14 protein-coding genes and 1 tRNA gene are annotated in these 12,564 nt (G+C 64.4%); 9 read left to right on the forward strand and 6 right to left on the reverse strand.

The features are described 5' to 3' along the window. The first annotated feature begins 76 nt into the window (after positions 1-76). Together EJ074_RS03820 and rnd are read left to right on the forward strand one after the other, a co-directional pair. Positions 77-1,315, forward strand: a complete 1,239-nt coding sequence (locus EJ074_RS03820; RefSeq protein WP_095808336.1) for an MFS transporter — start codon at positions 77-79, stop codon at positions 1,313-1,315. A gap of 169 nt (positions 1,316-1,484) precedes the next feature. Then, positions 1,485-2,636, forward strand: coding sequence for a ribonuclease D (gene rnd, locus EJ074_RS03825; protein ID WP_095808337.1), 1,152 nt, complete (start codon positions 1,485-1,487; stop codon positions 2,634-2,636). A gap of 41 nt (positions 2,637-2,677) precedes the next feature. On the opposite strand, the gene EJ074_RS03830 is transcribed toward rnd, so the two are convergent. From EJ074_RS03830 to guaB, 3 genes are read right to left on the reverse strand one after another with little or no spacing between them, the layout of a single operon-like run. Next, positions 2,678-3,097, reverse strand: coding sequence for an MAPEG family protein (locus tag EJ074_RS03830; protein ID WP_095808338.1), 420 nt, complete (start codon positions 3,095-3,097; stop codon positions 2,678-2,680). A 19-nt stretch (positions 3,098-3,116) separates the two neighbouring features. Continuing rightward, positions 3,117-3,662, reverse strand: coding sequence for a hypothetical protein (locus tag EJ074_RS03835; RefSeq protein ID WP_245420554.1), 546 nt, complete (start codon positions 3,660-3,662; stop codon positions 3,117-3,119). A 43-nt stretch (positions 3,663-3,705) separates the two neighbouring features. After that, positions 3,706-5,208, reverse strand: a complete 1,503-nt coding sequence (guaB, locus tag EJ074_RS03840; protein WP_095808339.1) for an IMP dehydrogenase — start codon at positions 5,206-5,208, stop codon at positions 3,706-3,708. A gap of 39 nt (positions 5,209-5,247) precedes the next feature. On the opposite strand from guaB, the gene EJ074_RS29540 reads away from it, so the two are divergent. Then, positions 5,248-5,400 (forward strand): hypothetical protein, encoded by a 153-nt coding sequence (locus tag EJ074_RS29540; protein WP_165349844.1) that lies wholly within the window; start codon positions 5,248-5,250, stop codon positions 5,398-5,400. 93 nt (positions 5,401-5,493) lie between these two features. After that, entirely contained in the window at positions 5,494-6,915 is a 1,422-nt protein-coding gene (locus tag EJ074_RS03845) for an MFS transporter (protein WP_129552782.1), read from the forward strand. A gap of 233 nt (positions 6,916-7,148) precedes the next feature. On the opposite strand, the gene EJ074_RS03855 is transcribed toward EJ074_RS03845, so the two are convergent. After that, positions 7,149-7,844 (reverse strand): RlmE family RNA methyltransferase, encoded by a 696-nt coding sequence (locus tag EJ074_RS03855; protein ID WP_129552783.1) that lies wholly within the window; start codon positions 7,842-7,844, stop codon positions 7,149-7,151. A gap of 231 nt (positions 7,845-8,075) precedes the next feature. Beyond that, positions 8,076-9,386 (reverse strand): Ppx/GppA phosphatase family protein, encoded by a 1,311-nt coding sequence (locus tag EJ074_RS03860; RefSeq protein WP_095808342.1) that lies wholly within the window; start codon positions 9,384-9,386, stop codon positions 8,076-8,078. 247 nt (positions 9,387-9,633) lie between these two features. On the opposite strand from EJ074_RS03860, the gene EJ074_RS03865 reads away from it, so the two are divergent. The 5 genes from EJ074_RS03865 (at position 9,634) to EJ074_RS03885 (ending at position 12,156) form a co-directional block, all read left to right on the forward strand. Continuing rightward, positions 9,634-10,569 carry a lysylphosphatidylglycerol synthase domain-containing protein gene (locus EJ074_RS03865; protein WP_095808343.1) on the forward strand — a complete coding sequence of 312 codons (936 nt, stop codon included), beginning with the start codon at positions 9,634-9,636 and terminating at the stop codon, positions 10,567-10,569. 130 nt (positions 10,570-10,699) lie between these two features. Next, positions 10,700-10,773: transfer RNA gene (locus EJ074_RS03870), tRNA-Gln, on the forward strand. Positions 10,774-10,869: 96 nt separating this feature from the next. Further along, on the forward strand, positions 10,870-11,190 hold the full coding sequence (locus tag EJ074_RS03875) for a hypothetical protein (protein ID WP_095808344.1): 321 nt from the start codon (positions 10,870-10,872) through the stop codon (positions 11,188-11,190). A 254-nt stretch (positions 11,191-11,444) separates the two neighbouring features. Next, positions 11,445-11,888 carry a DUF983 domain-containing protein gene (locus EJ074_RS03880; protein WP_095808410.1) on the forward strand — a complete coding sequence of 148 codons (444 nt, stop codon included), beginning with the start codon at positions 11,445-11,447 and terminating at the stop codon, positions 11,886-11,888. Positions 11,889-11,925: 37 nt separating this feature from the next. Then, a complete protein-coding gene (locus tag EJ074_RS03885; RefSeq protein WP_129552784.1) occupies positions 11,926-12,156 on the forward strand; it encodes a hypothetical protein in 231 nt (76 codons plus the stop codon). Here EJ074_RS03885 and EJ074_RS03890 read toward each other — a convergent pair. After that, positions 12,149-12,556, reverse strand: coding sequence for a VOC family protein (locus EJ074_RS03890; protein WP_095808411.1), 408 nt, complete (start codon positions 12,554-12,556; stop codon positions 12,149-12,151). The genes EJ074_RS03885 and EJ074_RS03890 overlap by 8 nt on opposite strands. Between the last annotated feature and the right edge of the window lie 8 nt (positions 12,557-12,564).

The raw sequence follows: 12,564 nt of genomic DNA on the forward strand, positions 1-12,564 counted from the left end.
ACCAGGGCCGGATTGGGCTGGCATTGATGGGGGCAATGGTCCAAGAAGGATCACTCGAACGTGATTGCCCTTCCAGATGTCCTCTATCCGCCCGCTGATCCCTCTCCTCATTGCCGCAGGCATCCTGCTCGGCGGCAACGGACTGCAGGGCACGCTGATTGCATTGCGCGGCGCGCGGGAAGGCTTTTCCGCCTCCGACATCGGCCTGATGGGCACGTTCTACTTCGCCGGCTTCCTGCTCGGCTGCCTTGCGGTCACCCACATCCTCAAGGCCGTCGGCCATGTACGGACGTTCTCGGCACTCGCCGCGATCGCTTCGGTCGGCACGCTGCTCTTGGTGCTTGTTATCAACCCGGTGATGTGGTGCGCGATACGCTTTGCCGGCGGCTTCTGCTTCGCCGGCCTGTTCACCGTCATGGAGGCATGGCTCAATTCAGGCGTCGGCAACAAGGACCGTGCCCGGGTGCTCGCCATCTACCGCATGGTCGACATCGGCTCGGTGACCAGCGCGCAGTTCCTGATCCCGGTGTTCGGCGCCGGCGGCTTCGCCATCTTCGCCGTGATGTCGATGATGATCACCTTGTCGCTGGTGCCGGTCTCGCTTGGTGACCGCTCCAATCCGGCGCCGCCGGAAGAGGTCAAGCTCGACCTGCCGCGGGTGTGGCGGATCTCGCCGCTCGGCTCGATCGGCTGCATCGCCGTCGGAGTGACCAACAGCGCCTTCCGCACGCTGTCCCCGGTCTATGCCGAGGAGATCGGCATGTCGGTTGCCGACGTCGTGACCTTCGTCAGCGTCGGCATCTTTGGCGGGGCGCTTATCCAGTATCCGCTCGGCTATCTCTCCGACCGCTGGGACCGGCGCTCGGTGCTGCTGACGACAACATGCTGCGCCATGCTCGCGGCGCTGGCGCTGGCCTTCGTGGCGCGCAGCGACCCGTTCCTCAACTTCGTCATCGTCTTCATCTTCGGCAGCTTCGCCATGCCGCTTTACTCGCTGTCGGCGGCACATTCCAATGACCGCGCAGGCAAGGGTGAATTCGTGCTAATCAATGCGGCGCTGATGCTGTTCTATTCCTTCGGCGCCATCGGCGGGCCGATCGCGGCATCGGCGGTGATGCAATTCTTCGGGCCGAGCGCGCTCTTCATCTTCAGTGCAGCCGTCTACGCCATTCTCATCATCGTGATCCTCTACCGGATGCAGGTCCGATCCGGCGTTCCGGCCGACAATCGGAGCCGCTTCACCGCGCTTTTGCGAACCTCGACATTGTTCGGGCGACTGGCGCGCCGAAACGGCGATCCGGACGCAGCCGGCTAGAGAGGTTCAGCGTCCGGTAGAAACGCTGAGCCCTCTAACCGATTGTTTTTGCGCAATTCCAGGCCGAAAACCGTTGCACAGTTTTCCTGGAATTGCTCCAGCGGCGGCTTGACGAAAGCGCCTGCGGCTGGAATGGAGAGAGACCTGATTTTTTGCCAAAAGCGATTTGATGCACGTCATCACCACCCAGGAAGAACTCGAGAGCGTCATCGCGGCGTTCGAAAAGTCCGAATTCGTCACCGTCGACACCGAATTCATCCGCGAGACGACTTTCTGGCCGATTCTTTGCCTGATCCAGATGGCTGCACCCGGACTGACGGCGCTGATCGATCCGCTATCGCCCGACATCGACCTGAAGCCGTTCTTCCGGCTGATGGCCAACGAAGCGGTCATCAAGGTCTTTCACGCCGCCCGCCAGGACATCGAAATCATCGTCCACCTCGGCGACCTCGTGCCGCATCCGGTATTCGATACCCAGGTGGCGGCGATGGTGTGCGGCTTCGGCGACAGCGTGTCCTACGACCAGCTGGTGCAGCGCGTCACCGGCGCCCGGCTCGATAAATCCTCGCGCTTCACCGACTGGCGCCATCGGCCGCTATCCGACAAGCAGCTCGAATACGCGCTCGCCGACGTCACCCATCTGATCAAGGTCTATCAGCATCTCAGCGCCGAGCTGGAGCGCGAGGATCGCGCCCACTGGCTGAACGAAGAGATGGACGTGCTGACCTCGCGCGAGACCTATGACCCGCACCCCGAGGATGCATGGAAGCGCCTGAAGATGCGGCTGCGCAAGCCGCAGGAGCTTGCCGTCGTGCAGGCGGTTGCCGCCTGGCGCGAGCGCGAGGCGCGCGAGCGCGACGTGCCGCGCGGCCGCGTGCTCAAGGATGACGCCATCTACGAGATCGCGCAGCAGGCGCCGCGCGATGCGACAGCGCTCGGCCGGTTGCGCACCACGCCCAAGGGCTGGGAACGCTCTGCGACGGCAACGGCGCTGCTGGCAGCCGTCAACGCGGCGCTCGCCGTGCCGAAGGAAGCGATGCCGAAACTGCCCAAGACGTTCCAGCCACCCGAAGGCTCGAACGCGGCTGCCGAACTGCTCAAGGTGCTGCTGAGGATCGTCGCCGAGAAGGAGGGCGTCGCGTCCAAGGTTCTCGCTTCCAGCGACGACATCGACCGCATCGCCGCCGAGGGCGATGCCGCCGAGGTGCCGGCGCTGCAAGGCTGGCGGCGCGCGGTGTTCGGCGAGCAGGCGCTGAGACTGGTGCGCGGCGAAATCGGCATCAAGTTCGATAAGCGCAAGATCGCTGTGTTCGATTTGTAGCGCCCTCACCTTCTCCCGCAAGGAAAGAAGCTCAGGAGAGCTCACACCACGCCAAGCAGGTGCAGGGCGAACCAGATCCAGGCCACCAAGAGGATACCGGCGCCGAGAAAGAAGGCGCGGCTGCGGTGCAGCACATGATTCCTGTTGAGATGCACCCAGGCATGGACATAGCGCGTGACGATGAAAAGCCACATCAGCACCAGCGTCAGGTAGTTGACGCCGTTGGTGACGAAGAGCGCCAGGCACAGGACGTGGAAGAGAACCGGCAGTTCAAACTGGTTGATCAGGTTGTTGGCGACGGTGACGCTCGAGGCCGGCTCGGTGGAGCGGACCTTGTACTGGCTGAGCTTGGCCTCGCCGGATTGCACGGCGAGGTAGCGCCGCTTCAGCATGACCAGGTAAACGATGTAGACGAGCAGCACATGCGCCAGCATCGGCCAGAAAATGGCGGTTTGGTTCACCTGTCGCCCCCTGCCCTGCTCAACGCCGCCGCCCAGCCAGAGCTAGAACCGCCACGGCCATGAAGGGAATGGCCAGAAGCGCGAACTTCGTGACCGTCACCGACGAAGCGAAAGCCAGCGAATCGGGATTGGCCGATTGGAAATCCGACAAGAGCCGCGCAACGGCAAAGTTCTGCGCGTAGTCCGCGATCGTGTAAGGCACAACCAGCAGCACCGCCGAGAGCGCCTGCAATTGCGCCGGCATGGCGCGGAAACCTGCGTGCCGTCGGCCAAAAGCCAGGATCAGGCTGACCAGGGTAAGCGACAGCAGTGCCGGGAACAGCAGGTCGAAGGTCAGATAGTGCCAAACCAGGATGATCTCGCCGCCCCGGCGTCCAAGCGCGGTCAGCCATGCCATGCCTTCGTCCGGCGTGAAACCGGTGACGCGCATGTCGAGCGAAGCGAGACCGCCGCTGAGACTGCGGAAATAGAGGAATTCAAGTGCGGTCATGGCGGTGAAGACCGCGGCGGAAGCGACCGACAGCGCCGCCGCGTGACGCGACAGGCGCAGCACCGCTCCGATCAAACCACGCAAAAGCCTCTGGCGATCCGGCCGATCGCCAGCCTGATCAAAGTCCGCCCGGATAATTCGGGCTTTCGCGGGTGATCGTGACGTCATGGGCGTGGCTTTCACGAAGTCCGGCGTTTGATATGCGCACAAAGGTGGCGCGTTCGCGGAACTCGGCAAGATCGCGCCCACCGACATAACCCATAGCGGCTTTCAGACCGCCTGCAAGCTGGTGCAACACGCCAGCCACAGGTCCTTTGTAGGGGACCTGCCCCTCAATGCCCTCCGGAACGAGTTTCAGGGTGTCGCGCACCTCGGCCTGGAAGTAGCGATCGGCCGAACCGCGCGCCATGGCGCCGACCGAACCCATGCCGCGATAGGCTTTGAACGAGCGGCCCTGATGCAGATAGACCTCGCCCGGGCTCTCGTCGGTTCCGGCAAGCAGCGAGCCGATCATGGCGGCGCTTGCGCCGGCGGCGAGCGCCTTGGCGAGGTCGCCCGAATATTTGATACCGCCGTCGGCGATCACCGAGACGCCCGCCTTCTCGGCCGTCTCCACCGCCGACATGATCGCCGACAGCTGCGGCACGCCGACGCCGGCAACGATTCTGGTGGTGCAGATCGAGCCTGGTCCGATGCCGACCTTGACGGCGTCGGCGCCGGCGTCGATCAGCGCCTGCGTGCCCTCGGCAGTGGCGACGTTGCCGGCCAGGATGCGCACGGAATTGGAGAGCTTCTTTGCCCGCGTCACCGCGTCCAGCACGCGTTGCGAGTGGCCATGCGCGGTGTCGATGACCAGAAGGTCGACGCCGGCATCGATCAGGCGCTCGGCGCGCTCGAAGCCGTCATCGCCGACGCTGGTGGCGGCGGCTGCGCGCAGCCGCCCCTGCGAGTCCTTGGTGGCATGCGGGTTGAGCTGCGACTTCTCGATGTCCTTGACGGTGATCAGGCCGACGCAGTTGCCGTTCCTGTCGACCACCACCAGCTTCTCGATGCGATGCTTGTGCAGCAGGCGCTTGGCCTCGTCCTGGTCGACATTCTCCTTGACCGTGATCAGGTTCTCACGGGTCATCAATTCATAGACCTTCTGCGAAGGATCGGAGGCGAAGCGCACGTCGCGATTGGTGAGAATGCCGACCAGCCGGCCCACCGTGTGGCCGCCGGTTCCGCCGTTCTCCACCACCGGAATGCCCGAAATGCCGTGGGCGCGCATCAGCGCCAGCGCGTCCGCAAGCGTTGCATCAGGCCCGATGGTGACGGGGTTCACCACCATGCCGGACTCGAATTTCTTAACCTGCCTGACCTGCTCGGCCTGCTCGGCCGGCGAGAAATTGCGATGGATGACGCCGATGCCGCCGGCCTGCGCCATGGCGATGGCGAGCCTCGCCTCGGTCACGGTGTCCATGGCGGCCGACAGGATGGGCACGTTGAGGTCGATGTCGGTGGCGATGCGGGTGCGGATGTCGGTCTCGCCCGGCATGACCTCGGAATGACCGGGCTGCAACAGCACGTCGTCGAAGGTCAGCGCCAGGGCGCCGGTGGACGTCTCGATGATTTTTGCCATGGCCAGTCCTCATGAATGCCGAAAAGGCGCTGGACCGCGATGACCAGCGCCGACTCTCATCTTCCCTTTCAGGATTGGCGCTGGCTGGTAACACGTCCTGTTGCCGATGAAAAGCCGAACCTTGCGGTCCATCGCAAAGTGTTGGGCGTTTCCATTCTGGAGCCACCAGCGGTTGCGGTCGCACAAAAGTGACAGCAATTTAATACGACATCCGGGGCAATGCGTGATAACCGCCCGGTCGTGCCGGCTCGGCCTCGAATCGCGAAGACAAGTCAGGGCGTTCCCTTGAACCGCATCATCCCGCTCATCCTGGCGGTCGCACTCTTCATGGAGAACATGGATTCGACCGTGATCGCGACCTCGCTGCCGGCGATTGCCATCGACATCCATACCAGCCCGATCGCGCTCAAGCTGGCGCTGACAGCCTATCTCGTGTCGCTGGCGATCTTCATTCCGATCAGCGGCTGGATGGCGGACCGGTTCGGGGCCAAGAATGTCTTTCGCGCCGCGATCACCGTCTTCATCGCCGGTTCGGTCGCTTGCGCATTCTCCGACTCGCTGCCAGCCTTTGTCGTGTCGCGCTTCCTGCAGGGCATGGGCGGTGCCATGATGACGCCGGTCGGGCGCCTCGTGCTGGTGCGCGCCACACCGAAGAGCGAGCTTGTCGCGGCAATGTCCTGGCTGACGGTGCCGGCGCTCGTCGGACCGCTGGTCGGCCCGCCGATCGGCGGCTTCATCACCACTTATTTCACCTGGCACTGGATCTTCCTGATCAATGTGCCGATCGGGCTGCTGGGCATCTGGCTTGCCACCCGCTTCCTGCCGGAGACGGAGTCGACCGAGACCCCGCCGCTGGATTTTCCGGGCTTCGTGCTCAGCGGGCTTGCCGCGTCGGGCATTGTTTTCGGGCTTTCTGTGATCAGCCTGCCGGCGCTGCCGCCGATCGCCGGCTTCATCACGGTGGCAGTCGGTGTCATCTCGGGCGTACTCTATCTCCTGCACGCGCGGCGCGCCAAAAACCCTCTGCTGGCGCTTGAGCTCTTCCGCAACCAGGTGTTTCGCTCCTCGGTGCTGGGCGGATCGCTGTTCCGCGTCGGCATCGGCGCGGTGCCATTCCTGCTGCCGCTGATGTTCCAGATCGGCTTCGGGCTGACGCCGTTCCAGTCCGGCATGATCACCTTCGTCTCGGCCATCGGCGCCATCGGCATGAAGTTCGTCACCGCGCTGCTTTTCCGCCTGGCAGGGTTCCGGCGGGTGCTGATCTGGGGATCGCTGATCGCCGCGGGCTCGATCGCCATCTACGGTCTCTTCACGCCGCAAACGCCCTATGCGCTGATGCTCGCGATATTGCTGGTCGGCGGCTTCATCCGCTCGATGTTCTTCACCGGCGTCAATGCACTCTCCTATGCCGAGGTCTCGGCCGCCGACACCAGCAAGGCGACGCCGATCACTGCGGTATTCCAGCAGCTCTCGATCGCGCTCGGCGTGGCGCTGGCCGGCGGCATCCTGGAAGTATCGACGTCGATCCATCGCGGGCCGCTGACGCTCAATGATTTCCACATTGCCTTCGTCATCGTCGCAGCGGTTTCGGCGGCGGCGTCGCTGACCTTCATGCGGCTGGCGCCCGATGCCGGCAATGCGGTGTCGGGCCACGGCCGGCTAACAACGCCGAAGACGCTGGAGCCGGCGGCTACGGCTGGGAAGTGAGCGGCGGAGCACAGCGCCAGAATTTTTAAGCTGGCAGGACAGCGCCCCCCTCTGGCCTGCCGGCCATCTCCCCCACTTGGGGGGAGATCGGACTTCACGCCGGCTTTCGCCAATCTCCAACCTCGCAGAACTAGGCGGAGCGCCGAAATCGCCAATCTCCCCCCTTGTGGGGGAGATGTCCGGAAGGACAGAGGGGGGCGCGAAGGATCGCTGCTAAGCACCTTTAGCCGGCGCTATCCCTTGAACTCCTTCGCCAGCAGATAAAGCTCCACGGACTCGTCCCGCGAGGCCGGCGGCTTGACGTGGTGGACCGAGCGGAAGTTCTGCTTGAGCCGCGACAGAAGCTCATTTTCCGCGCCGCCCTGGAAGGTCTTGGCGAGCAAATGCCCGCCGGGCTTCAGCACGGAAAGCGCGAAGTCGGCCGCCACCTCGCAAAGATGCATGGTGCGCAAATGGTCGGTGCGGCGATGCCCCGTTGTTGGCGCGGCCATGTCCGACAGCACGACGTCGGGCTGGCCGCCGAGCGCCTCGGAAAGCTTTCGCGGCGCGTCCGGATCGAGGAAATCCAGCTGCAGGATGGCCGCGCCCGGCACGGCGTCCATTTCGAGATAGTCGATACCGACGACGTGCGGGTTCTCGGCCGTCGATTTCGTGCGCGCCGCCGCCACCTGGCACCAGCCGCCGGGCGCCGCGCCGAGGTCGATCACCTTCATGCCGGGTTTCAGCAGATGATGCTTGTCGTCGATCTCGATCAGCTTATAGGCCGCGCGCGACCTGAAACCGTCGGCCTTGGAGCGCTGCACGTAGGGATCATTCATGTGACGCTCGAGCCAGCGGCGCGAGGATTCCTTCAGGCCGCTCTTTTTCTTGATCCTCGTCTTCAGCACGCGTATGCTGGCCGAGCCCGGTTTTTCCGGCTTTTTCGTCATGAACGATCTCTTTTGAGCACGATCGTCTCCAGAACCGGCTCCCACTTTGGGGTCATGCTCACCCTTCTCTACGCGATTCCCGGCGCAAAACCGCTGCACGGTTTTTGCTGGAATTGCCTAGAGCATGACGCCGAAAAGTGTGAAGTGGTTTTCGAACGACATCATGCTCTATCTCTTTGATTTAGAGCCGGATTCAGATTTCGGATCGACTCGATCCGAAATCATCCGGCTCTAGCGCCGCCAGGCGCCGTCGTCGGCCATCAATTCGCTCAAGATGCCCTCGCGCAAGCCGCGGTCGGCGACGCGCAGGCGCTCGGACGGCCATACGCCGCGGATTGCCTCCAGGATGGCGCAGCCGGCGAGCACGAGGTCGGCACGGTCGGCGCCGATGCAGGGATTGGCGACGCGCTGCTGGAAATCCCAGCCGATCAGCTTCTCCACCATGCGGTCGACGCTCTCGCGGTTCATCCAAAGTCCATCGACGCGGCGGCGGTCATAGCGATCGAGATCGAGATGGACGCCGGCGAGCGTCGTCACCGTGCCGGAAGTGCCGAGCAGGTGGAAGTTGGGGCTGGCCAGCACATGCGCGAGCCGGTCGCGCCCGTCGAACGCCTTGAGCCGCACCGCAACGTCCTCGACCATGGCGGCGAAGGTCTCGCGCGTGACGGTGCGGCCGCCGAAGCGCTCGGCGAGCGAGACGACACCCACGGGAAGCGACGTCCAGGAGACGATGTGATTGGCAAGACGCGGCGAGCGGTGGCCGCGGGTAAGATCAATCAGTGCGATCTCGGAGGAGCCGCCGCCGATGTCGAACAGCACCACGCCTTGCGTGTCGCGCTCGACCAGCGAGCCGCATCCCGAAACGGCGAGGCGGGCCTCGGTCTGGCGGTCGATGATCTCGAGCTTCAAGCCTGCTTCGCGCTCGACCCTGTCCAGGAACTCGAGGCCGTTCTGGGCGGCGCGGCAGGCTTCCGTGGCGATCAGCCTCGCCTTGCGGATCTTGCGATTGCGCAGCTTGTCGCCACAGACCTTGAGCGCCTCGACGGCTCGGTCCATCGCCGCTTGACCGAGACGGCCGCTGGCGGCAAGTCCCTCGCCCAGCCTGACGATGCGCGAGAAGGCGTCGATGACGCGAAACTGGCCGTGCCGGCTGGGCACCGCGACCAGCAATCGGCAATTGTTGGTGCCGAGATCGAGCGCGGCGAAGACCGGCAGTTCCTGCTGCGGGGGACGCGGCGCGCCCTGTGCCGGCGTCGACTGAGGCGGCGTCGGCGCAGGCTCAGGCGGCAGGACGGCGGGTGCCGGGGACAGCGCCACGGCGCCGTTTTCATCACGGGCGAAAACCTTGCGGCCGCGCCGGCGCTTGCGCCGCTTGCGCGTCTTGCCCTTCTGGTGTTCGCCGGGACGGTCGGCATGCCTTGCACCCCGATGCTCGGCCGCGTGACGCTCCGATCGCCGCGCGGACGGGCCTGCCGGTTCTGACGGCGAAGCCCCGGGCATGCCCACTGCCGGCGCTCTGGCGCCGGTGTCGTGGTCTTCCACTGTTGTTCCTTCCGGCACCGCGCGAACCGAAGAACGGACGCAGCTGGCGCTTTCATTGTTTCAAGTTGCAGCCAGACTAGCAGCGCCATCGCCGATCACCAAGAGCGTGAAAGCGAATTTTGCCGGCGATCCCTCTTGCAAAGGAGATCAGGGGTTCGCAGTTGAATAGCCGGCTTCGATCAGGCATGTCTCGAATGAGGGATCGGGCAACAGCAACCACTGAGCCGTAACGCATGACGACGACGCCATGAACTGGAGGCGCTATTTCTGGCCGGTCATCGGCCTTGCGGCCGTGGCGTTCTCGCTGTGGCTGCTCATTCACGAATTGCGCGGCATCTCGCTGGACGATGTCTGGGCCGGCCTCGTCGCCATCCCGGCGCGCGGCTGGGTTCTGGCCGCGCTGAGCTCGACCGTCGCCTATGCGGCGCTTGCCGGCTACGACCACATCGCGCTGCTGCACATCGGCAAGAAGGTGTCGTGGCTGTTCGTGACACTGTGCTCCTTCACCACCTATGCGCTCTCGCACAATATCGGCGGCTCCGTGTTTTCCGGCGCCGTCATCCGCTACCGCGCCTATGGCACCAAGGGGCTTACCGGCCAGGAGGTCGGCGTGCTGGTGGCGATCTGCTGGTTCACCTTCGTGCTATCCAGCATATTCGTGGGCGGCCTCGTGCTGGTCTGCGAACCCGAGATCATCGACCGGTTTTCGGGCACGCCGCACCACCACCTGGCGATGGCTGCCGGGGTCGGCATGCTGACTCTGGTCGGGGCTTACATTTTCGGCAGCTGGCTGCATCTCAGGCCGCTGAAGCTGGCAAGCTTCCAACTGCACTATCCGGCGCTGCCGATCGTGGCGCGGCAATTGCTGATCGGCCCGGTCGAGCTGCTTGCGGCAGCTGCGATCATCTTCTTTGCCCTGCCCGCGGCCGGCAATCCCGGATATTTCGTCATTCTCGGCGTGTTTCTGGTGTCGTTCTCGGTGGCGCAAATCTCGCACGCGCCAGGGGGCCTCGGGGTCTTCGAGGTCGTCTTCCTTGCGGGGCTGTCGCATATGGACCCGGTCGGCGTGCTGGCGGCGCTCCTGGTGTTCCGCCTGTTCTACCTGATCATCCCGCTCCTGATCGGGCTGTGCGTGGTGCTGCTGTTCGAGCATTCGCAATACAGCCGCGGCGAGGGCCAATGAGCCGCCCGGCCGGATTGATCAAAAGCGGCGATTGAAACGCAGTGCGGGGTTGACTATTTTCGGGCGGCGGCTACAAGGCAGCGCTCGCGGCGTACAGCCGCCCGCTTCGCGTGTCGCCAGACGCGCCTGCTGGGGAATAGGTTAACGGTAGACCCACGGACTCTGACTCCGTTAGTCCTGGTTCGAATCCAGGTTCCCCAGCCAGAACTTTTCAACCGGAACCTCTATCCAAACCGAGATTGTTTGACGCCGGCTGGAACCCCAGCCCCTGGCGAAAGTTGGGTTGCAAAGGAGGTTCCGATGAACGCGCGGACCGGGCGGACGCCTTCCGAGGACCGGGGAGATATCCAGGCCGGAGAAACCCGGGACAAGACGCCGGGCTTCGATCCGGCGGCAGCGCCTCAGGAGACCGATGCGGAGGCCGCAGATGTGGCAAGCCCCGCACGCCCCGCCGAGCGACGTGGGGCGGAGTTCACCAACCAGGCAAGCTTTGCCAACGCGATGCGGCCACTGGAGAGCGAGCCCACTCTGCAGCCGGGCAGGAACGGTCCCGTGCTGGTCATTGCCGCGCTCGTCGTCGTGGCTGCGGTCGCGTTCCTGTTGGCCGCAACGCTGGGGTGACGCCGCTCGGGCATTTGGCGGTTGATGCAAGCACGCAGTCGCGACCGCGGAACATCGCTCCGACAAGCAGGTTTGACAGTGCAGGAGGTGAGTTTCGATGCCGAGATTCAGAAAGCTGATTCGCTACCTTTGGCAATGGAAAGCACAACCGACGGCTGATCCGTCTCCTGTCGATGCAATCGTGCGCTTGTTGCGTGAGACCGACCAGCAGCATGGGTCGCGCGGCGATGGAGACTTCCGCGGTTGATCGCGCGATGAATGATCGTCCAGCCGAAAGCGACTATTCGCCAACGTCCAATCCGATGATGACCGGCATTCGAGGCCTGTGCCCCAGGTGCCAGCAAGGCCATCTGTTCAGCGGCTATCTTACGCTGGCGCCGCGCTGCGAGGTTTGCGGCCTCGACTATTCCTTCGCCGATCCAGCCGACGGACCGGCATTTTTCGCGATGACGATTGCTGCGGTACCCGCCCTGGCGTTCGGCGTCTGGTTCCAGACGACGTTCGGCCTGCCTCTGTGGGTCCATGCGGTCACGACCCTTCCGCTCACGGTACTTTGCTGCGTCGCTCTCCTTCGGCCGCTGAAGGGATGGCTGGTGTGCTCGCAATATTTCCACAAGGCCGAGGAAGGCTCGATAGACACCGAGTGGCACACGGCGCAGGCGCGCAAGGCTGGCGGACCAAGGCAAGAGAACATCTAGCCGACCGGCCTGGGAACCACCGGCGGTCCGGAAGTTGATGCGGTTCCCATCGAAGAGCTGGAAAGTGGCGACGCGGCAGATCGACAAGGACAGGCACGAGCGGACTTCGCTTGTGGCGCGCGAACTGCTCGAGGCGGAACGCCAGGCTCGCGAGGCAAAGACGGCACGGCTGCGCGAACAGCGCCTTGCCGCCCGGCCGCCGGCGGAAGCGCCCGCCAGCCCAGCGGCAAAGATAAGCGGCAAGCAGAAGACCTCCGACATCACCTGATATGGCCCGAGCCGGGATACCCGTCCGGCAGGTGGCAGACCGCCTCGATGCGGTGGCCATCGGGATCGACGACGAAGGCGGCATAGTAGTCGCTATGGTATTCCGGCCGCAGGCCGGGAGGGCCGTCGTCACGCCCGCCAGCCGAAAGCGCAGCTTCGAAGAAGCGGTCGACCGCCTCGCGGGTCGGCGCGACGAAGGCGTAGTGGCTTTCCGGGGGCGGCAGGATCATCGGGCGCCCACCCACCTGATGGATGCTGAAATCGACGCCGCCTCCGCTCTCGTAGCTGCAACTGTCCTCGCTCACCTCGTCGGGAGCGATGCCGAGCGGCTCGAGGCAGGCGTCGTAGAACCGCTTCGAGCGTATCAGATCGGCCACCGCCAGAGAGATGTGATCGATCATCATGGCGG

It is taken from the genome of Mesorhizobium sp. M3A.F.Ca.ET.080.04.2.1, from assembly GCF_003952525.1.
Lineage (GTDB): Bacteria > Pseudomonadota > Alphaproteobacteria > Rhizobiales > Rhizobiaceae > Mesorhizobium.

Excerpts from the sequence above, each read along its gene's own strand:
- EJ074_RS03820 (WP_095808336.1), top strand. The coding sequence starts at position 77 with ATGTCCTCTATCCGCCCGCTGATCCCTCTCCTCATTGCCGCAGGCATC.
- rnd (WP_095808337.1), top strand. The coding sequence starts at position 1,485 with ATGCACGTCATCACCACCCAGGAAGAACTCGAGAGCGTCATCGCGGCG.
- guaB (WP_095808339.1), bottom strand. The coding sequence starts at position 5,208 with ATGGCAAAAATCATCGAGACGTCCACCGGCGCCCTGGCGCTGACCTTC.
- EJ074_RS29540 (WP_165349844.1), top strand. The coding sequence starts at position 5,248 with ATGACCAGCGCCGACTCTCATCTTCCCTTTCAGGATTGGCGCTGGCTG.
- EJ074_RS03855 (WP_129552783.1), bottom strand. The coding sequence starts at position 7,844 with ATGACGAAAAAGCCGGAAAAACCGGGCTCGGCCAGCATACGCGTGCTG.
- EJ074_RS03865 (WP_095808343.1), top strand. The coding sequence starts at position 9,634 with ATGAACTGGAGGCGCTATTTCTGGCCGGTCATCGGCCTTGCGGCCGTG.
- EJ074_RS03875 (WP_095808344.1), top strand. The coding sequence starts at position 10,870 with ATGAACGCGCGGACCGGGCGGACGCCTTCCGAGGACCGGGGAGATATC.
- EJ074_RS03880 (WP_095808410.1), top strand. The coding sequence starts at position 11,445 with ATGAATGATCGTCCAGCCGAAAGCGACTATTCGCCAACGTCCAATCCG.
- EJ074_RS03885 (WP_129552784.1), top strand. The coding sequence starts at position 11,926 with ATGCGGTTCCCATCGAAGAGCTGGAAAGTGGCGACGCGGCAGATCGAC.
- EJ074_RS03890 (WP_095808411.1), bottom strand. The coding sequence starts at position 12,556 with ATGATCGATCACATCTCTCTGGCGGTGGCCGATCTGATACGCTCGAAG.